The 26,819-nt window shown below is 43.6% G+C and carries 23 protein-coding genes; 11 read left to right on the top strand and 12 right to left on the bottom strand.

The window, feature by feature from the left end; translation table 11 throughout:
* Positions 1-145: 145 nt before the first annotated feature.
* Both AACU33_RS13465 and AACU33_RS13460 read left to right on the top strand, forming a co-directional pair.
* Positions 146-1,252: a glutamate--cysteine ligase gene (locus AACU33_RS13465; RefSeq protein WP_339375987.1), complete on the top strand. Its 1,107-nt coding sequence runs from the start codon at positions 146-148 to the stop codon at positions 1,250-1,252.
* A gap of 70 nt (positions 1,253-1,322) precedes the next feature.
* Positions 1,323-1,958 (top strand): class I SAM-dependent methyltransferase, encoded by a 636-nt coding sequence (locus AACU33_RS13460; protein WP_339375986.1) that lies wholly within the window; start codon positions 1,323-1,325, stop codon positions 1,956-1,958.
* A gap of 5 nt (positions 1,959-1,963) precedes the next feature.
* On the opposite strand, the gene AACU33_RS13455 is transcribed toward AACU33_RS13460, so the two are convergent.
* The 5 genes from AACU33_RS13455 to AACU33_RS13435 form a co-directional block, all read right to left on the bottom strand.
* The gene (locus tag AACU33_RS13455) at positions 1,964-2,659 is read right to left on the bottom strand and encodes a class I SAM-dependent methyltransferase (protein WP_096589168.1); all 696 of its coding nucleotides are present in this window, start codon (positions 2,657-2,659) and stop codon (positions 1,964-1,966) included.
* 177 nt (positions 2,660-2,836) lie between these two features.
* Positions 2,837-3,961, bottom strand: coding sequence for an iron-containing redox enzyme family protein (locus AACU33_RS13450; protein WP_096589166.1), 1,125 nt, complete (start codon positions 3,959-3,961; stop codon positions 2,837-2,839).
* Between the two features lie 338 nt (positions 3,962-4,299).
* Positions 4,300-6,123: a peptidoglycan D,D-transpeptidase FtsI family protein gene (locus tag AACU33_RS13445; protein ID WP_096589164.1), complete on the bottom strand. Its 1,824-nt coding sequence runs from the start codon at positions 6,121-6,123 to the stop codon at positions 4,300-4,302.
* A 46-nt stretch (positions 6,124-6,169) separates the two neighbouring features.
* Positions 6,170-6,346: a hypothetical protein gene (locus AACU33_RS13440; RefSeq protein ID WP_339375985.1), complete on the bottom strand. Its 177-nt coding sequence runs from the start codon at positions 6,344-6,346 to the stop codon at positions 6,170-6,172.
* Between the two features lie 138 nt (positions 6,347-6,484).
* The gene (locus AACU33_RS13435; RefSeq protein ID WP_096589160.1) at positions 6,485-7,156 is read right to left on the bottom strand and encodes a hypothetical protein; all 672 of its coding nucleotides are present in this window, start codon (positions 7,154-7,156) and stop codon (positions 6,485-6,487) included.
* A gap of 171 nt (positions 7,157-7,327) precedes the next feature.
* Between AACU33_RS13435 and AACU33_RS13430 the strand changes: the two genes are divergently transcribed.
* From AACU33_RS13430 to AACU33_RS13410, 5 genes are all read left to right on the top strand, one after another.
* Positions 7,328-7,588, top strand: a complete 261-nt coding sequence (locus AACU33_RS13430) for a hypothetical protein (protein ID WP_339375984.1) — start codon at positions 7,328-7,330, stop codon at positions 7,586-7,588.
* 358 nt (positions 7,589-7,946) lie between these two features.
* Positions 7,947-8,237 (top strand): hypothetical protein, encoded by a 291-nt coding sequence (locus AACU33_RS13425; protein ID WP_096589154.1) that lies wholly within the window; start codon positions 7,947-7,949, stop codon positions 8,235-8,237.
* A gap of 828 nt (positions 8,238-9,065) precedes the next feature.
* Complete coding sequence (locus tag AACU33_RS13420; RefSeq protein WP_096589150.1) at positions 9,066-9,380, top strand: hypothetical protein; 315 nt, start codon at positions 9,066-9,068, stop codon at positions 9,378-9,380.
* Positions 9,381-9,573: 193 nt separating this feature from the next.
* Positions 9,574-11,862 carry a 1,4-alpha-glucan branching enzyme gene (gene glgB / locus AACU33_RS13415; RefSeq protein ID WP_096589148.1) on the top strand — a complete coding sequence of 763 codons (2,289 nt, stop codon included), beginning with the start codon at positions 9,574-9,576 and terminating at the stop codon, positions 11,860-11,862.
* A gap of 396 nt (positions 11,863-12,258) precedes the next feature.
* Positions 12,259-12,456 (top strand): DUF2795 domain-containing protein, encoded by a 198-nt coding sequence (locus tag AACU33_RS13410; RefSeq protein ID WP_339375983.1) that lies wholly within the window; start codon positions 12,259-12,261, stop codon positions 12,454-12,456.
* Between the two features lie 32 nt (positions 12,457-12,488).
* Here the strand turns inward: AACU33_RS13410 and AACU33_RS13405 are convergent, their stop codons facing one another.
* From AACU33_RS13405 to AACU33_RS13390, 4 genes are all read right to left on the bottom strand, one after another.
* The gene (locus AACU33_RS13405; RefSeq protein ID WP_096589146.1) at positions 12,489-13,592 is read right to left on the bottom strand and encodes a Kelch repeat-containing protein; all 1,104 of its coding nucleotides are present in this window, start codon (positions 13,590-13,592) and stop codon (positions 12,489-12,491) included.
* Between the two features lie 124 nt (positions 13,593-13,716).
* Positions 13,717-14,262, bottom strand: coding sequence for a hypothetical protein (locus tag AACU33_RS13400; protein WP_096589144.1), 546 nt, complete (start codon positions 14,260-14,262; stop codon positions 13,717-13,719).
* Positions 14,263-14,327: 65 nt separating this feature from the next.
* On the bottom strand, positions 14,328-15,680 hold the full coding sequence (locus tag AACU33_RS13395) for a selenium-binding family protein (protein WP_096589142.1): 1,353 nt from the start codon (positions 15,678-15,680) through the stop codon (positions 14,328-14,330).
* 114 nt (positions 15,681-15,794) lie between these two features.
* Positions 15,795-16,394 (bottom strand): NIL domain-containing protein, encoded by a 600-nt coding sequence (locus AACU33_RS13390; protein WP_096589140.1) that lies wholly within the window; start codon positions 16,392-16,394, stop codon positions 15,795-15,797.
* A 370-nt stretch (positions 16,395-16,764) separates the two neighbouring features.
* Between AACU33_RS13390 and AACU33_RS13385 the strand changes: the two genes are divergently transcribed.
* From AACU33_RS13385 to katG, 3 genes are all read left to right on the top strand, one after another.
* On the top strand, positions 16,765-18,117 hold the full coding sequence (locus AACU33_RS13385) for a histidine phosphatase family protein (protein WP_096589138.1): 1,353 nt from the start codon (positions 16,765-16,767) through the stop codon (positions 18,115-18,117).
* A gap of 84 nt (positions 18,118-18,201) precedes the next feature.
* The gene (locus AACU33_RS13380) at positions 18,202-19,512 is read left to right on the top strand and encodes a dihydroorotase (protein ID WP_096589136.1); all 1,311 of its coding nucleotides are present in this window, start codon (positions 18,202-18,204) and stop codon (positions 19,510-19,512) included.
* A gap of 1,056 nt (positions 19,513-20,568) precedes the next feature.
* A complete protein-coding gene (gene katG, locus AACU33_RS13375) occupies positions 20,569-22,797 on the top strand; it encodes a catalase/peroxidase HPI (RefSeq protein WP_096589132.1) in 2,229 nt (742 codons plus the stop codon).
* A gap of 12 nt (positions 22,798-22,809) precedes the next feature.
* On the opposite strand, the gene AACU33_RS13370 is transcribed toward katG, so the two are convergent.
* The gene (locus tag AACU33_RS13370) at positions 22,810-23,016 is read right to left on the bottom strand and encodes a hypothetical protein (RefSeq protein ID WP_339375982.1); all 207 of its coding nucleotides are present in this window, start codon (positions 23,014-23,016) and stop codon (positions 22,810-22,812) included.
* A gap of 80 nt (positions 23,017-23,096) precedes the next feature.
* Positions 23,097-25,010, bottom strand: a complete 1,914-nt coding sequence (locus AACU33_RS13365) for a transketolase C-terminal domain-containing protein (RefSeq protein WP_096589130.1) — start codon at positions 25,008-25,010, stop codon at positions 23,097-23,099.
* A gap of 401 nt (positions 25,011-25,411) precedes the next feature.
* Between AACU33_RS13365 and AACU33_RS13360 the strand changes: the two genes are divergently transcribed.
* Positions 25,412-26,176 (top strand): DeoR/GlpR family DNA-binding transcription regulator, encoded by a 765-nt coding sequence (locus AACU33_RS13360; RefSeq protein ID WP_096589128.1) that lies wholly within the window; start codon positions 25,412-25,414, stop codon positions 26,174-26,176.
* A gap of 132 nt (positions 26,177-26,308) precedes the next feature.
* Here AACU33_RS13360 and AACU33_RS13355 read toward each other — a convergent pair whose 3' ends face one another.
* Positions 26,309-26,680: a hypothetical protein gene (locus AACU33_RS13355; RefSeq protein ID WP_096589126.1), complete on the bottom strand. Its 372-nt coding sequence runs from the start codon at positions 26,678-26,680 to the stop codon at positions 26,309-26,311.
* Positions 26,681-26,819: the final 139 nt, after the last annotated feature.

Genomic DNA, 26,819 nt, shown 5'->3' with positions numbered 1-26,819 from the left:
ATAGACAAGTACCTCAAGCAGCAACTTAGCCGTGCTTTTGAGATTGCTAGAAGACTTAGTATGCAATTAGAGGGTAATTCTATCTTCTGATTAATTACATGGCATGAGAGTGAAACTAGCTCCACATCTTTAAGGAATATTAATAATGTTTTATTTTGGTATTGAACATGAAGTTGCTTTCCTGAATTCAGAAGGAAATATTGCTGATTTCTCTCTAACTAAGTTTGCCGATTTCCATCAAATTGTCGAACGATTACCCACATACCCCGATGATTATGCTCAATTACGCGTAGGCGATGCTGGTATTAAGAAAAAAAGGTGGTATATTGAGGGATTTGAAAGATTTGCTGACTCTGATAAGGTAATAGATTGTTTACCTAAAGGTATTGAAATTAGAACAACTATACATTCTAGTATTCAAGGTGCGATTAATGAATTATCAGAAAGTTTTAGGTTATTGAGTGAGGTTGCTGCTAATTACGGTTTTTTACCAATCTTGACTAGTTTTCATCCTTACAAAACAGTTTTTGAGCCAGAACCACCATTAAATGAATATGAAATCAAATATTTACAAGCTTATCCTGACGAACATACTGCTAATATTTACATGGTGACATACGGGCCAGATTTAAATTTATCTGTAGCAGACTTGTCGGTAGAAAAACTCATCGATATTGGCAGAAAGTTGACTTATTACAGTCCTTTTATAGTTCCTTTTAGTTATAGTTCGCCTTTTTATAATGGCAGTTTGTGGGACGGACTCTCGGTACGAACATTTGTCCGCACCGGAAAAAGACCAGCAACACTAGTTTTTGTCGAAAAAGAAGAACAATTAATTTCCAGCGTTCCTTCTTTGACGAAAGTAGCGCGTATACCCGCAGAAGTAGGGCGGATAGAATTTAAAGCCTTTGATAGTTGTGATGATTTTTCGCTGTATGCGGCTTTTTTAGCTTTGTTAAAAGGTTTAGTATTAGACGAAACTTTGCTAGGTAGAGCCACTATTCCAGACGCAGAGTTACACCAAATTTCAGCGCAAGTAGGATTTGATAACGAAGATATTTTTGTAAATGCTACCAAGATTTTAAATGCATCTGAGGTTGCTCTTAAAGATGACCCAGATAAAGAGTTATTAATGCCATTGAAAGTTATTTTAAATCAGAGAGAAACCAAAGCTCAAGAACTTATAAAAAAATATCAGCGATCTGGTTCTATAGAAGAAGTGCTGAGACAAACTTACTCAAAGTTTAAGTAATTTTAGTGGAATAACTTATCATCAAATACTGTAGTGTACGGGTTCGCCTAACACAACCTACAAAATTTGTATGATATTCAGTATTAATCAAGAAAAATTATTAGATTGGTTTGCAGCTAATCAAAAGTGCCTAGAAGATGCTTATATCGCAGAGGTCGAACCTTGGAAACAATCTGGCTTTTCGGGGCCACAGAAGCGATGGGAAGTTTGTAGAAAGCCAATTGCTGAGTGCATTGATTCTTCCGGAGCATTTTTAGATATTGGCTGTGCTAATGGTTATTTACTTGAGTGCTTAATACATTGGACTGCTGCTAGAGATATACAAATTCAACCTTATGGTTTGGATATTTCCTCAAAACTCGTTGATTTAGCAAAAAAAAGACTCCCAAAATTGGCTAATCATATTTTTATTGGTAATGCTTGGACATTCATACCACCAATAAAATGTGATTTTGTTAGAGTTGAGTTGGTTTACGTTCCAGACAATCTCAGAGAGCATTTTGTTAGACGAATGCTAGATTTGTTCGTCAAACCTGGAGGTAAATTATTGGTGGCTGATTATCGTTCAAGCAAAGATAATCAGCCAAAGCTTTGGATTGATGAAATTTTGTCAGGATGGGGGTTTAAGCTAGAGGATTGCAAATCAGCCTGCTATGATGGTAAGGAATTAAAAAGAATCGCAGTTATCAAAGATCTCGGCTATTAATTGGGTTACAAACTTGTCATTACCTGAGTCAGTTCTTGAGATAAATTAGTGGTATTTTCTGGGCACTTACTAAATAAAACTCCGGCTAAGAAGTAATATTCACCAGAATAAAACGCCATTTTCTGTTTCCGTAACTCTTCGATATGCTTTTTAACTTTTGGCTCGGAGCTATAGTAACCAAATTTCAAAGGTAAAACTACGAAATTGTTTACTGTATATCCATAATCGTGTGCTTGCTCAATTGTACTTTTGGGGTTGGAAAAGCTAGAAATCAAAAGTAGCACATTTTCATATCCTAAAGATAAGAGATTGTTAGTAACTGTGGCTCCATCTATACCGCCAAAGAGTAATGGCATATAAATATCGGGATCTGGTGCAGGGAGATAGGGAGGATTAGCAACAAGATACTTAGCTTGAGGTTTAGAAGAGTTAAATAAACATGAGTTATTGATAATATATTTGTTGGTCAGATTATACTCATCAATTGTTAAATTTGCGGCTTTCCAAGCTGAGGTATTTAATTCAAATCCATGTATTACTCCATCAAATTTGTTCCTCAGCAATGAGTTGATTACAGGACTACCATCACCCGAACCAAACTCAACAACTGACTCAGATGTTTCACAATTTCTCAGAACTAAGTTTTCTAAACAATTGGAGTAAAAATTAGATTCTTCTGGGCAAAAAAATATGTCTTTCATGTGACCTCTACTCAAGTTTAATGTATAATAAGTTTTGGAGAAAATCAGTTCAATTGCATTCAAGCAAGAGAAACTGTTTCTTTAGCGAACGCACTGCCACTAAAGAAATTGTTTCCTGAGAAAAATAGGTAATTATTGAGTTAAAAATATCAGCGCCGAAGCTGCTATTTTTCAGTTTTACCGATTGTTTGTGGGTGAGGTAGCTTGTTCGGCTTCACGTATCGCTCGCACAACAGCTTGCGCCGCGCGATCGCCCATTAGTTTTTCTTGGTCATAGCCAAGTACCAGTTCCCACGCATCATTGGGATACTTTTCTGCTAAAGGTAAAGCCACATCTTCCAACATCCAACGACCGTGGCGTTCATCTTCGCGAATGTGCAGTTCCCAATAACCCATCGCCGCTTCTGACAACCCTAGTCTTTGCGCCGCTGCTAAATAATTTCTGTAAGCCGCCGGGCCCGCTACTTCAAAATAAGTCAATGCACCACTGTAGCGCAGGAAATAGCGCTTACGCTCTGTCGTTAAGAAATTATGGTTATCACAAGCGAGAACTTCCCAAGGTACTAAATCAAAGTATCCCTCTGGTTCGGTGTTCATCCCAAACTCAGCTAACATTTGGGCAAAAAATGTCGAGTGCTTGCGAGATAAACGACCGTTGCCGTATTCCTCCAAAAATACTCGCACTAGCGTACATTGCACTTCATTTGCCGCACCGCCCAAAATGGAAGTCATACGACTACCTTCTACTAAGCCATCAAACGAACCAATGGCTAATAAGTGGCGGTAGCCAACTTCAGTCATTTCCTCTCGGAGATAACGACTAGTTGGGGATAAAGGTGGATCGACATCTGCATCCGCACGTTCGATGAGCGCTTGTTTGACATCGAGTTTTTGCAGTGCTGACACATCGATTTGTGCTAGTTCCCAAGCTTGCCAAGCGGCTTCGATTTGGTTGCGACATGAAGCCAAGTAAAGCGATCGCTCATTATCATAGTGGCGCAGATCGTCATACCAAAACAACTTCAGCCGATTAATCCGGTAGAGTATTCTTTGCAGAAATCGGTGAGCCTGGTCATCTCCATTACCATTTTTATAAGCTGCGTTAATTGCTGTCGAGAGCGTCTGCTCAAATTCCCAAACTTTACTAGCTTGTTTTTCTAATTGATTATCTAAATTCTCCGTAGCTAGCAGTTCTAAAAATTGCTGCTCGGCATCGTCATACTTGGTAGCTGTTATTGCCGCTATTTGCGTACTATGTTCCCTCCCCTTGAGATTGGGGAATATAACTAGATTGTTTCCCATGAATATTAGATAGCTTTGCCAAGATGTGAAAAATAATTCACCGATAATGTCTAGATTTCCATACTTATAGCCTTTTGCTCATCTTTCCTGGGTTATAAAGAAATATGAAGCGTTGATGAACCGAAAGCTAATTCTATGATTTAGCTCAGTCCTGAGATCTGGCAATTTTTTGTCTAAAGGGCATGAAAAATCCAGTTGCTAGCATCACAGTTGGAATTTTTTCACCAAAATTGGCTTTCTTTCTAGAGTGACGACCCTCATTGTCCACTGTCTTAAGGCAGAGTAGGACAGCGAATAGGCAGTATTTTCGCTGCTATTGCCTATTCCTGTTGATGTTTTTAATTTGGCGGAGTTGTGGGTGTGGGATTCACTGGTAGACTAGGCGGAATTTGTTCAATTGGGATCAACGCTTCGATTACAGCTTTAACAATTGGTGCGGCGACGGTAGAACCATAAGCGTTTTCGCCTTTTGGCTCGTCCACTAATGCCAAAACCACATAGCGGGGAGATTCTACAGGCAAAATCCCTACAAAACTGGTGATTCTAGCGCCAGCTATGTAGCCACCAGAAGCACTAGCTTTCTGCGCTGTGCCTGTTTTACCACCTATGCGGTATCCGGGAATTTGTGCCACCTTGCCAGTACCTTCAGCAACCACAGTTTCCATCATTTCTACTACTCGTTGAGTTGTAGTAGGAGAGAAAATTTGGCGTGGTATGGGGCGAGTTGGTGAATAATGCATCTGTCCCTTGCTATCAATTAATCCGCGGACAACATGAGGTGTTACCAATTTACCGCCATTCGCTAAAGCTCCATGCATCTGTACTAGCTGTAAGGGCGTTAAGGAAAAGCCTTGACCAAAAGAGGTAGTAGCAGGTTCAATTGGCGAGGAAATAAATTCTTCTTGACTTTTGAGGCGACTGCCGACTTCAAAGGGTAAATCTGTATCAACAGTTTGCCCTAGCCCCAAGCGTTCCAGCCAGTTGTAGTAAATATTGGGCTGCAATCGTTGGATAATTTGCACCATGCCAATATTGCTGGAATGTTGCAAAATTTGGGCGATATCGATCTGTCCGTAACTTTTATTTTCAGCATTTTTAATGATGCGATCGGCTACTTTAATTGAACCAGGATCGTTAAATAAATCATTTGGTTTAATTACACCATTTTCCAGAGCGATCGCCACATTTAACGGCTTAAATGTCGATCCCGGTTCGTATAGATCTGCTACCGTCCAGTTTTTAAACAGTTCGATTTTAGCTTTAGAGTATTGATTTGGATCGTAGGTTGGTTGGGAAACTAAAGCCAGCAAAGAACCATCCGATGCATCCATGACAATTACTGCCCCTCGTTTTGCACCAAACTTTTCCATCTGTTGTTTGAGCGCAGAACGAGCTGCCCGTTGCAAGCGGCTATCGATAGTTAGTTGTAGTTGTAAATCATCAAAATGCAAAAATCCTTCGGGTGCGCGATCTGGCATTAATGCACCATTACCCGATCGACTTAGGCGCACAGTTTGTACCGAACGCTCTAATAACTTTTCTTGACTATATTCCACACCTGCCTGACCGCGACGGTCAAGATTCACGTAGCCCACCACATCAGCAGCTAAATCGTCTTGCGGGTAAAAACGCGAGTATTTTTGAATAAATTCAAATCCATTTAAATGTAAAGCAATGAAGCGATCGGCAATTTCTTCTGGTAATGCTGGAGCAAGTGTAATTCCACTTTTTTTACTTTCAAATATTTTGACTAACTCAGCAGTATCTTTGTTTAGTAGTGGAGACAGAAGCTTGGCTATTTCTTCATTAGATTTATCAAACAACTTCGGGTGAGCGAAGACAGTATACACGGGACGGTCGATCGCCAACAAATTGTTGCCGCGATCGATAACTGGGCGACGAGGCATAAAAGGCCTTAAATTCACCATTTGCTGATTCCGGGCCTTCTCTGTTAACTTTACTCCCTGCACAATTTGTAATTTATACAAATTGATCGCTAATCCCAGCCCAGCAGCAATTAATACACCCCAGGCGATGAACAGCCGAGTTCTAGTATTAGTTACGTAGTCTTGGGTTTTAGAGATCGGCTTCTCTCTTCTGCGTTTTGTAAAATCTGAATGCCGAAAGTTTTTGAATTTACTTCTACTTGGTGACTTACGCATTGGGTTTGTCCATTGTTCTTAGTCAAGAGGAGCCAGTGCCGTGGTGTTAGCGTAGCGGTAGCGACGTAGGAGCGTCGGCAGTCTGGTCTTGGGGGTTCCCCCCATGAGGAACTGCCGAAAGGGTTTCCCGACTTGAGGAGCCACTGCGTTGCGGAGGAAACTGCGTTGGGCGGCTCTGCCGACTTAAAGCAAGTGTCCGTTGAGGTTTCCTCCGTTGTAGCAAGTGGCGTGCAACTGGCGTTCAAGAGTCAAGAGTCAAGAGTCAAGTCAATTTTTGAATTTTGAATTTTTTGTATCCCTTCCTCAATTCCCTAGTTCCATGACATAAGCACAAAGGACAAATGACTCTTGACTGTTAAATTTAATATCCCAACGGTGAAGTAGTTTGCTGGGGCGGTTCGGAATCTGGCGTTGTCTTAGGTGGTGTGGAATTAGGGCTGTAAGAGGCGGGCGGCAAAAAAATTGTGCGATCCGGAGTTGGTAATACCAATCCCGCTGTTGGTTGTTCTGCTTCTTCAGCCATTTTGTTGGTTAGTGTGGCATTAGTTGTCGTTAACTGTCGCTCATGACGTTGCAAACTTTGCAGTCTGCGGTATCCTTGGCTCCAAATTTCTTGAGAATATACTGTCCAACCATAGACGACTAGGGTTGCTGTTACTAACAAAAATGTCACAACAGAAGAATAACGATGGAAAGTATAAAACCGCAACAACCACACAGGTAAATTTCCAGAACTCTTTATGCCAGGAAGATTAAGAAAGCCCAACCTCGGACTGTTAAGCATCGTACTTGACTGTCCTTTGAAATTGGCAGCTTTTTGTTTGCCCAACTGCACTGTTGGAGACATTGATAAATTTTTCGATGCTAGCCGTTTTCTTGTGGAGGGTACTGGTGTAGATTCAGCAGCAACTGTAGACGCTCTGGGGGCGGCTGACTGTCGATGTGTGGAGCGTCTCTTTCCTAAAGATAGGGGAGAATTTCGCTGGAACCAATTACTCGTTGCAGAAACAGCTGATTTGCGAACAGCAGCCATAACTTTTTGTTTAGATGGGAAAAACTAGATTTTAGATTGGGTGTCTGTTTTTGCAAAGGTTGAAATCGCCTTTTATGCAATCAGCACAAATAATACCCTAAACTCTTTTCAGCGTTCTGATAGGTAGCTGCACCAAGGTATGCATCACTTGGATATTCCAATACTCGCTGATTGCGAACTGCACTTGGACAGCTTGACCCTTTGGGCATCGTCTATAAAGTATGGCAATGCTTAACAGCAAGCGGCAAGTGTCAGCGACAACATCACAATTTTTGGTATGATAACTTGCTTTGCTGCCAAATTGACAAAAGAACAACACTGACTGTGCGGCTTTGTGACAACTGGATGCGATCGCTGGTCATAAAACTTATGCACAACTACACAACTGCGTTAAATACCTCCCTTTGGAAGGATGCTGTTGGCGAACAATAGATTTTAACTTTCAATAGAAGACTGGGTTAGTAAAAACACTAATTTAATGGCTACCCACTTCTTTGCAAGCTCTATTTCAGACACTTAAGTAGGTGATGGTTTTTATTCTTGAAGAATAGGCTATATACAACGGAAGTAGTCAGATGAGTTTAAAGAAACTTATGTTTAGCGATGAAGTTAGATACTTAGTTAGTAAAAAAATAATTATGGGAGCAGCTTTCCCACGCTACTTTGAAAAAAACTTTTACATTGGGTTTAATATATCTCTCTCAAAGTATTTAAAAAAAAAGCAACAAATAAGGTATCTTATTCATCAGGCGAAAATTTGTTATTGCCCCAATTTGGTGAAAGAGGAGTTATGAAAACAAAAATCTTAGGTTTGGCCCTCCTGTTAAGTCTGGCTGGATTTCTCGGTGCTTGCGAAGGTGGTGGCGACACTGGTGGTACTGGCACTTCAACCAGCAGCCCAGCAGCTACAGGGGAACCAACTGATACAGGAACTACTAAATCCCCTAGCCCAACAGCTACAGGTGCTGCAACTCCTACCACTACAGGTGCTGCAACTCCTAAAGCTACTACTGCTGCTACTTCCACTCCTAAAGCTACTACAGGTGCTACTGCAAGTCCTTCCCCCACAAAGACACCTTAGTAAAGGTAGGCTAGTAACAGCAGTCCTCGCAATCTCTCTTTAGTAGATTTGGTGGGGATTAAAATCGGAAAACCTGGTGTTGCAGAATGCAAACTTGAAGGTTCTCACCTATCTATGAAGTAAGTCAACAACATGGAGGACACTGGTGAAGACGGTTAGTACTGTCACCACGTGTCCTTATACTGCGATCGCATCAAGATCCATAAACAAAAAATTTTATTTGCTTGTAGCTCTTTTGTTCGGTGGTTTGCGATTTATGCCACCCTACGTGAGTTGAAGATTTTAATTGATAACTTTGCACCCGATATTCCTAGTACCGCTGCCTCGGAAGTTAAAAGTATTAAGTTCTAGGATGTTATAGGCAAAGCAGCTTAACCTCAATCTTTCGCACTGCCTGGAAGTTGAGATACGGTAGATTTATGTTAGCTGGTAGCAATAGTGAAGCTCCGTGTTGCTTTGTTTGCCTGAGCATATCGAATGCGATCGCAAATTTTTTACTAGGCATGGGAAGTATTTTTGCCGGGAATGAGCATTAGCAATAAATACCTCAAATGCATATTAACTCAGCTTTTCTTGCTGAAGCTTTCCCTATAATTTGCGATAAATTTATTAGAAATTTCTATCAATATTATTGTTCAATGGTCTTAGCTTATGCTATAAGCAAATTAAATATTACACCCTGATTTTAAACTCCAAAAAATAACGAAATTAGTCCGCCTATTAAATGAATAGGGTCGAAAATGCTTGGGTAGGTTGGAGAGAGAACAAACCTCAGCCAGATAAAATCCAGTTGATGACGATCTGGACTCAAAACTGCAAAGGGTAGCGATGAAGCGGATTATATTTTTTGTTTTGAGCATGAGCATAAGCATTTTAGTCGGGTTGAGTAACCATCTGGGGACAGCAGTTATGGCACTACCGCCACCAGAGGATCTGCCCGAAGAAATCTCACGAACAGAGATAATTATAGAAGCGCGATCGCCAATTGACGGTAAACCCTTAACAGCCGCCCAATACGCAGAATTGCAAGAGCGACTACAAGTTATTCCACCACGTCAATTAGATCCCAAAATTAGAGACCAGATTTTTTTACTGAGAATACGTAAGGCTTTACTTCAGATTTTCCCCTTTCTAGGAATTTAAGAAATTAGTCATTTGTCATTTCTCCCTAGTCTCCCTCCCCACACCTCCACTCTTTCCGACATCAGGTAATAGTTCGTCATTTCTGAGGTAGGATAACGGTGGCGACAAAATTGCAAATAAATGTAAAGAATATATATAAATTACAAAAGTAGTTTAACAATCACTTTATTTCACGTAGGTAGCTTTAATGTCCATGACCACGATCGCCCCTGAACAGGTTAACAGCATCGTTTGGAATCAGCATCAAGATCCTTTTGAAGTACTGGGTTCTCATCTCATAGAACAGAATGGCAAAAATGTCTGGGCTGTGCGAGCCTACCTACCAAAAGCCAGTGCTGCGTGGGTAGTGATTCCTCAAGAACGTAAAGAATATCCGATGCAAACAGTGCATCATCCTAACTTTTTTGAATGCACGATTGAAACAGCAGAACTGGCAAATTACCAGTTAAGGATTAAAGAAGGAGAGCACGAGCGTGTTACTTACGATCCTTACGCCTTCCGTTCTCCACGTTTGACAGACTTTGACTTGCATTTGTTTGGTGAAGGAAACCACCACCGGATTTACGAAAAACTGGGAGCGCACCTGACAGAAGTAGATGGCGTTAAAGGCGTTTACTTTGCTGTTTGGGCACCCAATGCGCGTAACGTTTCTGTGTTGGGAGATTTCAATAACTGGGATGGACGCCAACATCAGATGCGTAAAGGCCCCACCGGCGTTTGGGAATTGTTTATCCCAGAATTAGGAGTGGGAGAGCATTACAAATATGAAATCAAAAATTTTGAAGGCCATATTTACGAAAAATCCGATCCCTACGGATTCCAACAAGAACCTCGCCCGAAAACAGCATCAATTGTTACAGATTTAGATGCATATAATTGGAGCGATCAAGACTGGTTAGAAAAACGGCGACACACCGATCCCCTGACTCAGCCAGTTTCAGTCTATGAAGTGCATTTAGGCTCTTGGTTACACGCTTCTAGCGCAGAACCACCTACACTTCCCAATGGGGAAACCGAACCTGTAGTTATTGTTTCCGAACTGAAACCTGGCGCACGCTTCCTCACTTATCGGGAATTGGCAGATAGACTGATTCCTTACGTCAAAGACCTGGGTTACACTCACGTAGAACTGTTACCAATTGCAGAACATCCCTTTGATGGATCTTGGGGTTATCAAGTAACTGGTTACTATGCTCCTACCTCTCGTTTTGGTAGCGCCCAAGATTTCATGTATTTTGTTGACCAATGTCACAAAAATGGCATTGGCGTGATTGTCGATTGGGTTCCCGGTCACTTCCCTAAAGATGGTCATGGTTTAGCCTTCTTCGATGGTAGCCACCTGTACGAACACGCAGATTCCCGCAAAGGCGAACACAAAGAATGGGGAACTCTGGTATTCAACTATGCGCGCCACGAAGTTCGTAACTTCCTAGCTGCAAATGCGCTGTTTTGGTTTGACAAGTACCACATTGACGGCATTCGCGTCGATGCTGTGGCTTCGATGCTTTACCTGGACTATTGCCGCAAACCAGGAGAATGGCTACCTAACCAGTACGGCGGCAGAGAAAACCTGGAAGCAGCAGATTTTCTGCGTCAGGTAAATTATCTAATTTTCAGCTATTTTCCTGGGGCGCTTTCCATCGCTGAAGAATCTACCTCTTGGCCGATGGTATCTTGGCCTACTTACACTGGTGGTTTGGGCTTCAACTTAAAGTGGAATATGGGCTGGATGCACGATATGCTGGACTATTTCAGCATGGACCCGTGGTTCCGTCAGTTCCACCAAAACAACGTCACTTTTAGTATGTGGTACAACCACAGCGAAAACTTTATGCTGGCTCTGTCCCATGACGAAGTGGTGCATGGTAAGAGCAATATGATTGGCAAAATGCCGGGGGACACATGGCAGAAGTTTGCCAATGTGCGTTGTTTGTTTAGCTATATGTTCGCTCACCCAGGCAAGAAAACCATGTTTATGAGCATGGAATTTGGGCAGTGGAGTGAGTGGAATGTCTGGAGCGATTTAGAGTGGCACTTACTACAATACGAGCCGCATCAACAGTTAAAACAGTTTTTTCACGAGCTGAACCACCTCTATCGCTCCGAACCAGCTTTGTACACCCAAGATTTTGCTGAACCGGGGTTTGAGTGGATTGACTGTAGCGACAACCGTCATAGTGTAGTTTCCTTTATTCGCCGCGATAAAGATTCGGAGAATTTTGTAGTTGTGGTTTGTAACTTCACACCTCAACCTCATTCCCATTACCGCATAGGAGTACCAGAAAAAGGTTTTTATACCGAGTTGTTTAATAGTGATTCCCGTCAGTATGGCGGTAGTAACATGGGTAACTTAGGCGGTAAGTGGACTGATGATTGGTCTTTGCACAATCGTCCTTATTCGCTGGATTTATGTCTACCACCTTTGGGAGTTTTAATTCTCAAGTTAGATAAGCAAAAGACAGCAGAAGCACTGCAATCTTAAGTTAAGAGGGTGGGAAAAACATACCCACCCTTTCAATTTGGATGGGAATGTATAGCGTTGAAGCGATAAGCGATCGCATTATTTTTTTAATTTATATATTACTAATTGACGAGTCCGATCCTCACAAAAGAAGCTAATATTAATAGTTTGTTACTACTGTTGCTAACTAAAAATATACCCTGAGCATGATGGCAATTAGCTATGTAAAACTTGAATGTATATAGGATCGCAAATAGTAGTTCAAAATCTTGCCGATTGGCTCGCCGATCAATTATTCCTGAACAGAATAAACAAGCAAATTCATGTGTTGAATCAATCCAAATACTCAAAATTTAAATCGGCTGACTTTTGACTGCTGATGTTAATTGCAAACCTTGCCTATTTAGGAGAATCACCATGATAAGTACGCTAAATTTGGTGCAGCTAAATAAAAGCTTGAACGAATTTGAATACCCCATCAGTAAGAAAGACTTGATTAAGAATGCAGAAGAAAAAGGTGTTGATGAGAAAATACTTCGAGTTTTGAAGAAAATACCTTATAGAGACTATGAAACCCTCACAGATGTAAGCGAAGCTATCGAAAGATTGAAATAGCGAAGAACTTTCTTGAGTGCGATCGCAAGAGATTATACAATCTCAAGAATATGTACGTCGCGATCGTAGCTATTATTTCCTGTATAAGTGTCAATCCATAAGCCGCCGTAAACAATAGTTTGCCGATTAAACTGTACGGTGGAATGACCAAATCTCGGAGCAGGAAATTTTCCTTCTACTAGTGGAACCATTGCAGTATAAGTTCCACTAGTAGCTTCTTCTACAGAAGGCATATTTAGTAAAATTACATCGCTAATCGTCACATGGCTAACACCATTACCTGGAGCCATCCCTGCAAATAACACTAGGTTATCTCCAAATTCTCCATAGCCATGAACGGTTCGATAGGGAATTCCATCTCCCTCATCATATTCTTCATCTTCCTCTTCTTCCTCATCGCTATTAGGCAATAAAATTTTATATTTATAGTTATCTATTCCTACAAATTTTGCTTTTTGCCACTGCAATGGCAATAAATTTTCGGAATCCAAATCGCCTAGTTCTAAAGTTAGAATATCTGGGCAGAATCCGCCGTAAGCAGCATCGCCCAAAAACTTAACTAATGTATTACCACGAACTTTTAATCCAGCTAACGCAGCACTAGAACATTTATCAACTTGGATATTTATCCAGCACATTTTTGTGATATCGAGTAGATGAAGGTCGTCTAGTGCTGTATACATATCAAAAGAGCCGCCATCAATGAATATTTTATCTTTAAATAAGGCTGCACTATGGTGACAACGAGCTGCGGGTGGCGTTCCCTTTGGAGTAACTTGCGACCATTCCCAAGTTTGAAGATTGAGGATATGAACATCAACATCGCTAAAAATATATCCGCCATCTTTTGCTTGTTGATATCCTCCCCAGACGAGCATTTTATCTCCAGCTAAAACAGCAGTATGAAAGCTTCTGCTTGTGGGAATATCTCCCCATACTTGCGGTTGCATCCAAGTCCAATTTTCTAGGTCTAGTAAGTAAACATCGTTGAGAGTTTTCCCAGTTTCGTTATGTTCTCCACCAAAAATTATTTTGGAGTTTTGATACAAAATTGCCGAATGTCCGTATCTAGGCTGAGGAGAGTTTCCCTGAGTTGGGCGAGTTTTCCAGATAAAGTGAAAGGGTGACGATTGCATTTGTTTGAATAAATTACTTAAGTAAGTCGGTGAGAAACAACCAAGCTATGTAACGAAAAGTAAAATCTCTGTTCGTAGTTGCGCTTTAGCGCTAAAGCGCAACTACGAGCCAGCACCGACTTGCTTAATTCATGACATAAAAGCAAAGAATTTCTGTGACTTTGCCATTTTTAACAGTAAACATAAACCCTGCGGGGCTGGGTTCTTCAACTCCATAATGTAAATTGGTCACTTTCCCATCTTGGGATGGTTCAACTTTTCCGTAGGTGCTAAATACTTTTGATTGTCTATCTCCTACTTTGATACCATTGATGGTGGAATATTTAGAACTGTTGGCTTTTATTTGATAAACAGTAAAGCTTCCTGGTTTAGCACCTTCATCTAAATCAACGGTAATGCCTGCATATTTAAGAGTGCGAACTTTACCAATCGCAGGGATAAAACTATTTTCAACTTTTATCGGTTTACCTAAAATTTTTCTGACTTGGGCTTCTGTCGTCGACAGTTTAATACCACCAAGTCCTAGTTCGTCAATAGTGATTTTTCTGGCTTGTTTAATATTCTGAGAAATTTGATAATTCGTAGTGGTTTTAGCAATTACTAGATTATGGTTGTAAATAGTTAAGGGGATAACAAAAGTAGCGATCGCAAAAGAAATTGCTCTGAACATAATTTAAGGTGTAGGGTGTTAAACTGAGATACTTGTTTCAGTTTTAACACCCCTTCCACTTGAGATTACACCCAAATATCAGAGGTGCAATCACCGCCAGGATAGCGCATCTCATGGGCGCGAGCTGGCCCGGCTGGTTCTTTACCAAAGTCAACGTAGAAATCTTCGTTGATTTTCAATCCGCCGTTTTCTGTATCGCAGTCAATCTGCAATAAATATGAGCCACTCTGAGAAAAGTCTGGATAAAATTGATTATCCCAACTGCTGAATAAAGAATTAGTAACGTAAAGCCGCTTACCATCAAGGCTCAACTGTAGCATTTGGGGGCCGCCAGCTAATTTATGCCCTTGAACTTCTCCGCTTTTACCTAACAAACCACCACACCAAACCTGCCCGGTGAGTTTGGGGTGGGAAGGATCGCTGATATCATATTGGCGAATATCTCCATGCAGCCAGTTGGAGAAGTAAACATAGCGATCGTCCATTGATAACAAGATATCAGTGATCAGGGATGGCACAGGTATCGGCCAGCCTGCTACTTCCACCGATGGAATATCAATTACTTTCTCGACTTGCCAATGGCCGTTAGGTTTGTGCCAATGCCAAACATTACTACTAAGTGCGGCGGCGACAAATCCATGAGTGCTATCGGGATTATGGTGAAAGCGCACTTCTAAAGGAATTAAGCCTTCTTGTCCTAAATCAAAGCTTTGGATAATGTCGCGTTTTGACCAATCCCAGAAATGTATGTGCTGACCGTAGTTACCAGCGCTGACATCCTTGAGGTCAAAACCAGGATAAAAGGTTTTAGGTGCGCCCCACTCGCTGCTTACCATGACGTTATGACGCGGCTGATACCAGAAGTCATAGTTAAACCTCATGCTATCGGCTTTGTGTTCCCAACGTCCTGCAATGTCAAAATTCTCGTCTAGTAATAAAAAGCCGCCAGGGCCATTTCCTTCGCTGTCACCCAGCATAGAAATCATTACGTGACCATCTGCTAGGCAATGGACTGTATGGGGAGCTGTTAAGTTAGTTTTTTGTTTAATTTCTTCAGGTTCAATAACTTTGTGCAGTTTTGGTGCTTTGGCATCTGCTGTATCAACAATGTAAATCCTGCTAGAACGTAGTCCTGGTATCACGGTGAATCTACGGGATTTACTAGGGTTATCGTGACAAGAACTACAAGCATTCCAGCCAAAATGATGTAACTCATCGCCCGTGTAAGGCATAGATAAGCGATGAATTATTTGAGAATAAGTTGGGGAATTGGGGTCAACATCTATGGTAGCGAGATAATCAGGCGCTTCGATTCCTGTACCAGTATAGAGGGCGATCGCATACAGTAATTTTTCCCGTTCTGCTTGAATCGCTGCTGCTGGAGAAGCATAACCAGGGCCACAACAAGCATGAGTCATAGTTAAATACCTTTAAAAGCTATGTATAATTTCCCGGTTCTGTTTTTGATATAGCAGTTCTCAATCGCCGCCTCCACAAAACATCTCACAACTTAATAAAACTTTTGTATCGTTTTACAACCAAATTTGTAAGCCTAGTTCTTTTAGATACCTCAAGCCGAAAATTATTTGTTGTGTACTTCCCCAAATTTCTAAATCAAACCTCCCGTCTTTTTCGCTATTCATATCCATATCAGCTCTAGCAATGTTCACCGTTAAACCATAGCAACTAACTAATCCGCCAATTATCGGAGAAGAACGGTAATTTTTAGGAATGCAGACTTGAAATTTTGCTCGATTTTTCTGAGTAGTCAAATCGATTATGCGTGCATTGCTTGAGATCTTGTGATTTGGCTGGAATTTTCCATCACAATTGTTGTTGCGACATAATAGTTTTAGCGGTTCTCTAGCTTCTGCGATCGCTATCTGCTCGATATCTATATTTAGCGATCGCAGATAGGCTAGTCCTGCTTCTATCTGTTGAGAATTACCGTGAATCTCTAAATTAAACCAACCATTTTCTTGAGTATCTTTTTCTAACAGACCTGCGGTAATATTAACTGTTAAGCCATAGCGAGAAATTAATTGTGAAATCACAGGTTGGGGATGGTATTGCAGAGGAATGCGAATGCAGATATATTTCACTGTCGAATCTACACTTGTGGATAAAACCATGACTTAATTCCTCAAACTATCAGCATCTGACCTTTTATCCGATCTAACGCAAAGATACCTAGAGCGATCGCCGCGCCACTCTCAAAATTACATAATTGGCAGTGGCATATCTACAATAAACGATAAGTTTATCGTTTTACCGTAGTTGATCGTAATTCAATTCTAGTGTTCAAAAAGCCAATTTTCTGCTATGTTGTGAAATTTTGACACTGAGTTTGGCGTTCGTCGCTAAACCATCTCAGAACGCACGCTACTATAGTTAACTTTTATACTTGCTCAAAATACTATACATGACCATCGCCAGAATTGATAATTCTGCCAACCCAGTTTGCAGTAAAATTAGTCCTTTAGATAGAGGAGGGCAAGTCAGATGACTCGTGTCATCATTGTACGCCACGGTCAAAGCAGCTATAACACTGAAAAGCGCATTCAAGGGCGCACTGACGTGTCAAGATTAACAGAAAAAGGTCGGAACGATGCCACTAAAGTAGGTAAAGCCCTCAGCAATATTTTATTTAACGCTATTTACAGCAGCCCCTTACAGCGAGCGAAACAAACAGCAGAGATTATCTATAGCGATTTGGCAAATGCTACTGCAACATCGGCCGTAGTCCAAACCTCAGATAAACTGCTGGAAATAGACCTGCCTTTGTGGGCAGAAATGTTGAGTGCTGATGTCAAGCAAAAGTTTGCCGAAGACTACCGTATCTGGAAAGAAACCCCCGACAAGCTGCGGATGCTGCTCAATGATGGAGAGGAAAGCAGAGAACATTTTCCGGTTCTAGCTTTGTACGCGCAAGCAAGAGAGTTTTGGCAAGAAATTTTGCCGCATCATCAAGGTGAAACGATTCTTATAGTTGGGCATAACGGTATTAATCGCGCCCTCATTAGCACAGCCCTAGGCATTCCTCCCAGTCGCTACCATTCGATACAACAATCTAACTGTGGTATCACAGTTTTAAATTTTGCTGGAGGTTTGGCAGATCCAGTTCAACTAGAATCTTTGAATCAGACCCAACATACAGGAGAAACTCTGCCAACATTGCGACCAGAACACCAAGGCGTGAGATTGTTGCTGGTACGTCATGGCGAAACAGAATGGAATCGCCAAACTAGATTTCAAGGGCAAATTGACGTTCCCCTCAACGATAATGGTAGAAACCAGGCACAAAAAGCTGGAGAATTTCTCAAAGATGTGGCAATTGACTTTGCTATCAGTAGCTCAATGCTGCGTCCCAAAGAAACAGCCGAGATTATTTTGCAGCACCATCCTAGCGTACAGTTGGAATTGCAAGACGGTTTAAGGGAAATCAGCCACGGACTTTGGGAAGGAAAATTAGAAACAGAAATCGAGCAAGAGTTTCCTGGCGAATTGGAACGCTGGCGACTCACACCAGCCGAAGTACAAATGCCCGAAGGGGAAAATTTACAGCAAGTATGGGAACGTAGTGTTGCAGCTTGGCAATCAATTGTGCAAGCCGCATCGGAAAATCAACTCAAAACTGGATTAGTAGTGGCTCACGACGCTACTAACAAAACCTTGCTATGCCATATTCTCGGTTTATCATCAGAAAATTTCTGGAATTTCCGCCAAGGTAATGGCGCAGTTAGCGTCATTGATTACCCATCCGGCCTTGATGGTTTACCAGTGCTGCAAGCAATGAACATTACAACTCACTTAGGCCAAGGCGTATTGGATAAAACCGCAGCTGGGGCATTGTAGAAGTTAGTGTTAAGCTGTCACTCACAAGAGAAATGACAATAGACAAACAGTTGAAGCACTGATAGATAATAGCTGATTGCTCACATGACAACTGAATTGCTACAACAAGTACGGGTAATTGATCCGGTTTCTGGAACCGACCAACTAGCGGATGTGCTAATTGCTGATGGTGATATTCAAGCAATTGCCGCGCACATTAGCAATATTAGCTCTGAAACTCAAATCAGAGATTGTCGGGGGTTAGTTCTCGGGCCGGGGTTAGTGGATTTGTACAGCCACTCTGGCGAACCAGGGTTTGAAGAGAGGGAAACTCTCTCTTCTCTGTTACAAGCGGCGGCGGCTGGCGGCTTTACCAGAGTGAGCATTTTGCCAAGTACATCTCCCGCGATTGATAACCCGGCGCTTGTGGCACAGTTGCAGAAGATGAGAGAGGGACAGGGGGGACAAGGGAGACAGGGAGGACAAGGGGGAATTTCTTCCTTATCTTTCCCTCTTCCCCATCTGCAAATCTGGGGTGCGATTACCTTGGCTCTGGCGGGAAAGCAGTTAACAGAATTAGCAGATTTAGCTGCGGCGGGAGTTGTGGGATTTACCGATGGCCAGCCGAGAGAAAATTTGGGGCTGGTGAGGCGGGTATTAGAATATCTGCTACCTTTGAAAAAACCAGTGGCTTTTTGGCCTTGTGACCAGCAATTAGCGGCAAATGGGGTGATGCGAGAAGGGTCAGATGCCTTACGTTTGGGATTACCGCCAATACCGGAGAGTGCAGAAACAGCTGCGATCGCATCTCTGTTAGAATTGGTATCTGCCACAGGTAATTCCCACGTGCATATTATGCGGGTTTCTACGGCGCGCAGTGTAGAATTAATTGCATCGGCAAAAGCGGCGGGTTTGCCAATCACCGCCAGTACAACCTGGATGCATCTATTATTAGATACTAAAGCGATTAAAAGCTATAATACTAGCTTGCATTTAGATCCACCCTTAGGCAATCCCAGCGATATGGCGGCGTTACGGCAGGGGGTAAGGACAGGAATCATTGATGCGATCGCCATTGACCATGCACCCTACACCTACGAAGAAAAAGTCCAAGCCTTTGCCGAAGCACCACCGGGAGCCATTGGTTTAGAGTTGGCGTTACCTTTGTTATGGCAACATCTGGTAGAAACTGGGGAATTTACAGCTTTAGAATTATGGCAAGCTTTAAGTAGCCGTCCAGCAGATTGTTTGAGAGATAAAATAAATGCGATCGCACCCAATCAAAAAGCTGAATTAACGTTATTTGACCCGCAGCAAAATTGGAAAGTCGAGAGTAAAAATCTGCATACCCTTTCGAGTAATACACCTTGGTTAGGACAACAATTGCAAGGTCGCGTTGTCCAGATTTGGGCTTAAAAAGTGGGGATTTATCGATGCTGTCCCAAAGATTTAGATTAACTCCAACTCTTTTGTTGTGAATGAGTACTCGTTAATAAACAACCCGATCTGGTTGGTCACAAATGCGATCGTGTTCTCTATGGATGAGTACTCGTTAATAAACAACCCGATCTGGTTGGTCACAAATGCGATCGTGTTCTCTATGGATGAGTACTCGTTAATAAACAACCCGATCTGGTTGGTCACAAATGCGATCGTGTTCTCTATGGATGAGCACTCGTTAATAAACAACCCGATCTGGTTGGTTACAAATGAGTTAACAGCAGTTTCTAGGTCATTAAACCACATATCCTCGTAGGGGCACAGCAGTGCTCATTGGTGTCAACTTAACGTGAAACCCGCTTGGTTGCAAGGTTTCGCCCTCACCCCCAGCCCCTCTCCCACAGGGATAGGGGAGCAAGAGATTTAATTCCCCTTCTCCTGGGGGAGAAGGGGTGAGGGCGAGGGTTTTTGTACAACACGCGCCGTATATAGCTTTTAGCTTAAGTTGACACGTATGAGCACTGCTGTGCCCTCCGAATGATTTATCTGTCGCCAACATTATTTGAATTGATATAACTCCTCGGCTAATTCTTCAAGAGTCACTTGCCAAGGTGAAAAATTATGTCAGTAGAGTGTTTCCAGAATTGCTAACACTTAACCTTAGCAATTTCCGCAGCCTTTGATGGTAAATAGATCTGCACTATGCAGGGTTTAGCAATGCTAAACCCTTACAATAGGTGTGTTTTTATATACATATTTTGTATCTAGTGCCATACCTAAGACCTAAAGTTTGGCATTAGATTTATTGTTTAGAAGGCGCTAAAGCGCAACTACGAACATTTTCTATTGCAACATTTTAGCTGTGTCAGTCCACTACAGTGTGTAACCGATTGTTTCAAATCATAACGTTGATTATATTTCTCATCGATTATATTTCTCATCGATTATCCCAATAACTGCCAATGTGTTATTTGTTGGCTATACCAGCGCTACATCAAAAAATCCATACCACAGCATTTGACAGGAGATATTATGAGCAGCGAAAGCGGATGCCCATTTACGGGCGGAGGCCAGAAACCTCAGGCTCGTCATGTGCCGTCGAACCGAGAATGGTGGCCAAATTATTTGAATCTGAGCATCCTCCACCAGCACTCACCCCAGGCCAATCCTATGGGTGAGGAATTCAACTACGCTGAGGAGTTCAAGAGTCTTGACTTAGCTGCCGTGAGGGCAGATATCTACGAGCTGATGACCACCTCTCAAGACTGGTGGCCAGCCGACTACGGTCATTACGGGCCGCTCTTCATCCGCATGGCTTGGCACAGCGCAGGCACGTATCGGATTGGCGACGGTCGCGGTGGCGCAGGTTCGGGTAGCCAGCGGTTTGAGCCGCTTAACAGTTGGCCAGACAATGCCAACCTCGACAAGGCGCGGATGTTGCTTTGGCCAATCAAGCAGAAATACGGCAAGAAAATCTCCTGGGCTGACCTCATGGTCTTCGCAGGCAACTGTGCGCTTGAGTCAATGGGCTTCAAGACGATCGGCTTTGCTGGCGGGCGCGTGGACGTCTGGCAGCCAGAAGAAGACATCTACTGGGGTTCTGAGAAAACCTGGCTTGGCAATGAGCGTTACGAAGGCGATCGCGTGCTTTTGAATCCTCTCGCTGCCGTTCAGATGGGTCTGATCTACGTGAACCCAGAAGGGCCAGACGGCGAACCAGATCCGGTTGGCTCAGGGCGCGATATTCGCGAGACCTTTGGGCGGATGGCGATGAACGATGCAGAAACGGTTGCGCTAGTTGCCGGCGGACATACCTTTGGCAAATGTCACGGTGCGGGCGAGGCGACGCACGTAGGTCATGAGCCTGGGGGAGCCAGCATTGTGGAGCAGGGTCTCGGCTGGAAGAGCAACTTCAACACGGGTGTTGGCGTCGATGCGATCACCAGCGGTATCGAAGGCGCATGGACTCCCACGCCGACGCAGTGGGACAACAGCTATCTCGAAACTTTGTTTAAATATGACTGGGAGGTGGTGAAGAGTCCTGCGGGTGCGCATCAATGGGCACCGAAAAATGGCGCAGGTGCGGATACGGTGCCCGACGCCCACGATCCATCGAAACGGCACGCTCCCATGATGACCACGGCGGATATGGCGATGAAGCTAGACCCCATCTACGAGCCGATTGCGCGGCATTATTACCAGCACCCGGATGAATTTGCCGATGCGTTTGCCAAGGCGTGGTTCAAGCTGACGCACCGCGACATGGGGCCGCGATCGCGCTATCTCGGCCCGGAGGTTCCATCTGAAGAGTTTTTGTGGCAAGATCCCATCCCCGCCGTTGACCATGAATTGATTGATGAGCAGGACATCGCTGCCCTCAAGGCGAAGATTCTGGCTTCGGGGCTATCTGTTTCCCAACTGATTTCGACTGCTTGGGCGTCGGCGTCAACGTTCCGCTGCTCCGATATGCGTGGTGGAGCAAACGGAGCGCGCATTCGTCTCGCGCCGCAGAAGGATTGGGAAGTCAACCAGCCGACTCAACTGGCAACGGTGCTGCAAACCCTAGAGGCAATCCAACAGGAGTTTAACAGTTCGCAATCTGGCGGAAAGCGAGTTTCCCTCGCTGATTTAATTGTTCTGGGTGGATGTGCGGGTATCGAGCAGGCGGCGAAAAATGTTGGTCACGACGTGACGGTTCCCTTCAAGCCGGGACGCACGGATGCGTTGCAAGAGAAAACTGATGTCGAGTCCTTTGCCGTGCTTGAGCCAACCGCGGACGGGTTCCGCAACTACACTAGCGGCAAACACAGCGAATCGCCTGAAGAGTTGCTGGTCGATCGGGCGCAGTTGCTATCTCTGTCAGCTCCGCAGATGACGGTTCTCTTGGGCGGCTTGCGCGTTCTGGGTGCGAACTATGGAGCGTCTAAACACGGTGTCTTCACCCATCGGCCAGAGACTTTGACCAATGACTTCTTTGTGAACCTGCTCGACCTGGGCACGAAGTGGAAGGCGACCTCTGAAGATGAATATGAGTTCCAGGGAAGCGATCGCAAAACCGGCGAACATAAGTGGACTGCTACCCGTGTCGATCTCATCTTCGGCTCAAACTCTCAGCTACGCGCTCTCGCGGAAGTCTACGGAGCTGAGGACTCGCAGCCGAAATTTGTGCAGGACTTTGTGGCGGCGTGGGACAAGGTGATGAACCTCGATCGCTATGACCTTCGCGCAGTCCAAGCGAAAAGCGCTGCGAGAGGTTTCTAAGTGTAATACCAATTACCGAAAACCTTGAGACAGATAGATTTCTCGTAGGGGCATGGCATTGCCCATTGGTGTCAACTTAACGTGAAACCCGCTTGGTTGCAAGGTTTCGCCCTCACCCCCAGCCCCTCTCCCACAGGGATAGGGGAGCAAGAGATTTAATTCCCCTTCTCCTGGGGGAGAAGGGGTGAGGGGATGAGGGCGAGGGTTTTTGTACAACACGCGCCGTATATAGCTTTTAGCTTAAGTTGACACGTATGGGCAATGCCATGCCCTTACTCAACAAAAAAAGTGTGTTTTATCTAAGCGATTAATTCCTTCACCTTGTTGATAATGCCTACGGGGTCGATACCCTGATACGGGTATTGTTCCCACAAGCCACCGCAACCTTCTTTATGAGTGCCCAGGTGAGCGTATTTAGGCGTCAAGCCGCGTTCTAACAGCCAGGAACCGAAACGGCTACCTAAGCCAGTCTTACGGTTGAAGGCTTCCACTACTAAGACAAAGGGTGCTTTGCCAATTTTAGCGATCGCATCTTCATCAACAACATTTAAAGTCGGCTTGTTAATCAAACCCACATCTAACCCTTCCTGCTTTAAACGCTCTACAGCATCCAAAGAACGGTATAAAGCATCGCCAAAACTAACAATGTAGCCTTGGGTGCCTTCGCGGATAACTTCATCTTTACCAGGGACGAATTTGTAACCACTGCCAAAGAATTCATTACCGTTAGTATCGAGAATATTGGGTACTTTGGAACGGGTGGAGAAGATAAACCGCAGTCCGGGTTCAGAGAACACAGCTTCTACACAGGCAGTCATTTGATTGATATCTGCGGGGAAGTACAGCTTTGTGTCATAGCCGTCATCCAAGCCATTATCGGCAAACATATTGTTTAAACCGAAGTGACAGGTATTATCCGCCATGTCATCGATACCAGCATGGGAAAAGTGACACAGAACGTTGGATTTGTTCAGCCGCGCCATTGTGATTTCGGAAATGCACATTTCCAAAAAGGCGCTGAAGGTGGCGAAAATGGCTTGCTTGCCTTTGACCATGCCAAATCCAGCCGCAGCCGAGAAGTTACCTCTTTCCATGATGCCAGAGGGAATAAAAATCTCTGGGTAGGTATCGTGGATTTTCTTCAGTCCGCAGGAGCCTTCTAAGTCGCTATCAATGACTAAGACTTTTTCTTTGCGTTCGGTTTCGCTCATCCGGCTGAGGACTTTTACTACAGCTTCCCCAAAAACGTTGCGATTAGCGCCCCATTTGTCACTGGAACCGATAAATGTATAGGTTTGCTCGGGTTTTTGGATATTTTTGAGGTATTCCACAGCCGCAGTATGTCCGCGAGATTCGAGATATTTAATCGCCAAATCTACGGAAATTACATCATGACCGTGGGTGGAACCTTCTAACCCTTCAATACCGGGGCACATGGGGCGTTTGTTGATAACTGCGATCGCGCCTGGTGTATTCACAGCTTGGCAAAGGCGGCTGTATAAGTCGTCTAAGTCTTCTCCATCTCCCTGAAGTACCTTTAATCCGTGACCTTCTAAGGTTTTGGCGACGGTGAAACCTGGTAAATATTTAGAAGGATGTCCGGCGATCGTCACATCATTATCGTCAATGATGAGCTTGACGTTGAGATGCTGGGCAATAGCTAAACGCGCCGCTTCCGCATCGTTCCCTTCCTGCTGAGAACCATCAGAACCGAGGCAGAATACCACCTTCCCCGGATTCGCTATTGCCACACCATTGACGTAAGGCCAAACGTGTCCCAGTCTTCCAGAACTAAATTTTACCCCAGGAGTTAGTCCTAATTCTGGGTGTCCTGGTAAATGAGAATGTGCCTCGCGATAGCGTAGCAGTTGCTCGGCTGGTAAGTGACCGTGCAGCGTTGCCATGAGATACTGGGTGGCAACGCGATGTCCCGCTTCATCAAAGAAAATTGGGACAAATTGCTCGGATGCGCCTCGGAAAAAGGCATCCAAAATCATTACCTCTGGGACTGTATCGTAAGGCCCGCCAGTGTGGCCGCCTACTCCTCTAGCTGCGCCTGTGGCTGTAAAAAAGACGATCGTATCTCGGCAAAGTTGAATATTTGCTTTTAAGATGTCTCGTTGTTCCGCCGTCAGGGTAGGATTCGCGGGATTGAGTGCCAAATATTTGTAATTACCGAGATCGATAGGAAATTGGGTTTTAGCAATAGTCATGGCTGATTTCTGGAATAGGGACTAATTTGGACAGACCAACTCGATGAGCAATTCACGAAAAATAGATATCCAACCGTTTCCCAAGCAAAAGTAGCCCACTAGGAACCATTATTGAACCATGTGGCTTGAGTTGGCACGCGCTCAAGTGCCAAAATAAATACATTTAATTGTGCATGAATATGCTTGAATTCAATTGAAGTTACGGATAAACGTACAGAAACCTGCACATTCCCGCTAATAAATGAATAGACTACCGAGAAATAGACAGAATACTCCCGCCAACTAGGGTTGGGGGTGATGCCTAGTTCTTGTAATCTGATTGAATTGAATCTGATGCCATAAGTATAAACTCACAAACGTGCAAGTTCAAGACCAAAAACGCAATTTCAGGAAAAATAATTATGCTGACTGCTGAACGCCGACAATTCATCTTGGAAATTCTGCGTCGTGATAAAAAGGTGCTGTCAACAGAACTGAGTGCTGTGCTTAAGGTTTCTGAGGATACGATTCGTCGGGATTTACGAGAATTAGCAGAAGCTGGACTATTGCAGCGAGTGCATGGTGGCGCACTGCTGAGTTCCCCGGCGACAGCGAGTTACGCAGATCGGCAAAAGCAAGCGCCGAAAGAAAAGGAAGCGATCGCACGCGCCGCAGCTAAATTAGTAAGTCCTGGGCAGGTGGTAATCTTAGATGGGGGAACAACAACGCTGCAAGTTACCCGCCATTTACCTCAAGATTTGCAAGCCACAGTTGTCACGAATAGTCCGCCAATTGCGATCGCATTAGCCGAACACCCAAAGATAGAAGTGGTGATGTTGGGTGGAAAACTCTACAACAAAGCTTTAGTGAACGTTGGTACTGTCACCATTGAGTCATTACGGATGATTCGTGCAGATTTGTGTATGTTAGGGGTGTGCAGTTTGCATCCAGAGGTGGGGATTAGCGTCCCAAACTTAGACGAAGCCCACGTAAAACGCGCAATGATTGCTGGTTCGGCTGAGGTAGTAGGATTAGTAACAGCAGCAAAATTAGATACAGCAGCTCCTTATATCGTGGAGTCAATTCATGCACTCACTTACCTGGTAACTGCGCCAACAGTATCTAATCAAATGCTGGCTGCTTATAAGGCTTTAGATTTGACAATTATTCGTGAAGAGTACGAATAATCTACAGATGTATAGCAATCCTAAATTAGTTGTTAAAAATATTTTTTAATCGAACCACGGAGGCACAGAGAACACAGAGAGATAAGCTGCCTCTACGAGTAGGTTGTAAATTAAATCGGATTGCTATGATAATTACGAGTCTCGGCGCTGCGGCTTGCTAGCTAACGAAGTACTACCTAAAAAACTAGACAAACCGACGAACATCCAACCTAAACAGATTTGCTTGCGTGTTTGCCAATCTTGCTGATTGCTGATAATTACCGATTTGGTGTTAGCGTCGATAATTTCCATACCCCAAAAGCCCAACGTACTTATCCCCAACAAGCTAGAAATCACAAGAGAAGAAACTGCAATCGTTTCTAAAATGCGATCGCCAAGAGTCTGTTGCGCAATCAAACGCTTAACAGCACGGCGATTCTGAAGCATCGCCAATGCAGTTTTGTCTATAGGCTTGATATACCCTTGTTGACTTGGATGATAAGCAATTGGTCTATTATTAGCCATTTGTTTTACCTTTGTGCGTTTCTGGGGTGTCAATGCAGACGGCAAAATCTGATAATTTACGTAATTAAGCGCAAACTAACTCTCAAGTTGCTTTTATATCTTGGCTTCTCTAAACTAGAATCTTTTGAGGATAGTAAAA

It is taken from the genome of Calothrix sp. NIES-2098 (assembly GCF_963875125.1).
Lineage (GTDB): Bacteria > Cyanobacteriota > Cyanobacteriia > Cyanobacteriales > Nostocaceae > Aulosira.
The sequence above is the reverse complement of the archived record's forward strand: the minus strand, read 5'-3'. Positions and strand labels throughout refer to the sequence as shown.

Coding starts and splice junctions, on each gene's coding strand:
- AACU33_RS13355 (WP_096589126.1), bottom strand. CDS start 26,680: ATGGCTAATAATAGACCAATTGCTTATCATCCAAGTCAACAAGGGTAT.
- AACU33_RS13435 (WP_096589160.1), bottom strand. CDS start 7,156: ATGGCTGCTGTTCGCAAATCAGCTGTTTCTGCAACGAGTAATTGGTTC.
- AACU33_RS13420 (WP_096589150.1), top strand. CDS start 9,066: ATGAAGCGGATTATATTTTTTGTTTTGAGCATGAGCATAAGCATTTTA.
- AACU33_RS13410 (WP_339375983.1), top strand. CDS start 12,259: ATGATAAGTACGCTAAATTTGGTGCAGCTAAATAAAAGCTTGAACGAA.
- AACU33_RS13465 (WP_339375987.1), top strand. CDS start 146: ATGTTTTATTTTGGTATTGAACATGAAGTTGCTTTCCTGAATTCAGAA.
- AACU33_RS13450 (WP_096589166.1), bottom strand. CDS start 3,961: ATGGGAAACAATCTAGTTATATTCCCCAATCTCAAGGGGAGGGAACAT.
- AACU33_RS13400 (WP_096589144.1), bottom strand. CDS start 14,262: ATGTTCAGAGCAATTTCTTTTGCGATCGCTACTTTTGTTATCCCCTTA.
- AACU33_RS13425 (WP_096589154.1), top strand. CDS start 7,947: ATGAAAACAAAAATCTTAGGTTTGGCCCTCCTGTTAAGTCTGGCTGGA.
- AACU33_RS13405 (WP_096589146.1), bottom strand. CDS start 13,592: ATGCAATCGTCACCCTTTCACTTTATCTGGAAAACTCGCCCAACTCAG.
- AACU33_RS13445 (WP_096589164.1), bottom strand. CDS start 6,123: ATGCGTAAGTCACCAAGTAGAAGTAAATTCAAAAACTTTCGGCATTCA.
- glgB (WP_096589148.1), top strand. CDS start 9,574: ATGACCACGATCGCCCCTGAACAGGTTAACAGCATCGTTTGGAATCAG.
- AACU33_RS13395 (WP_096589142.1), bottom strand. CDS start 15,680: ATGACTCATGCTTGTTGTGGCCCTGGTTATGCTTCTCCAGCAGCAGCG.
- AACU33_RS13360 (WP_096589128.1), top strand. CDS start 25,412: ATGCTGACTGCTGAACGCCGACAATTCATCTTGGAAATTCTGCGTCGT.
- AACU33_RS13390 (WP_096589140.1), bottom strand. CDS start 16,394: ATGGTTTTATCCACAAGTGTAGATTCGACAGTGAAATATATCTGCATT.
- AACU33_RS13460 (WP_339375986.1), top strand. CDS start 1,323: ATGATATTCAGTATTAATCAAGAAAAATTATTAGATTGGTTTGCAGCT.
- AACU33_RS13365 (WP_096589130.1), bottom strand. CDS start 25,010: ATGACTATTGCTAAAACCCAATTTCCTATCGATCTCGGTAATTACAAA.
- AACU33_RS13455 (WP_096589168.1), bottom strand. CDS start 2,659: ATGAAAGACATATTTTTTTGCCCAGAAGAATCTAATTTTTACTCCAAT.
- AACU33_RS13380 (WP_096589136.1), top strand. CDS start 18,202: ATGACAACTGAATTGCTACAACAAGTACGGGTAATTGATCCGGTTTCT.
- katG (WP_096589132.1), top strand. CDS start 20,569: ATGAGCAGCGAAAGCGGATGCCCATTTACGGGCGGAGGCCAGAAACCT.
- AACU33_RS13385 (WP_096589138.1), top strand. CDS start 16,765: ATGACTCGTGTCATCATTGTACGCCACGGTCAAAGCAGCTATAACACT.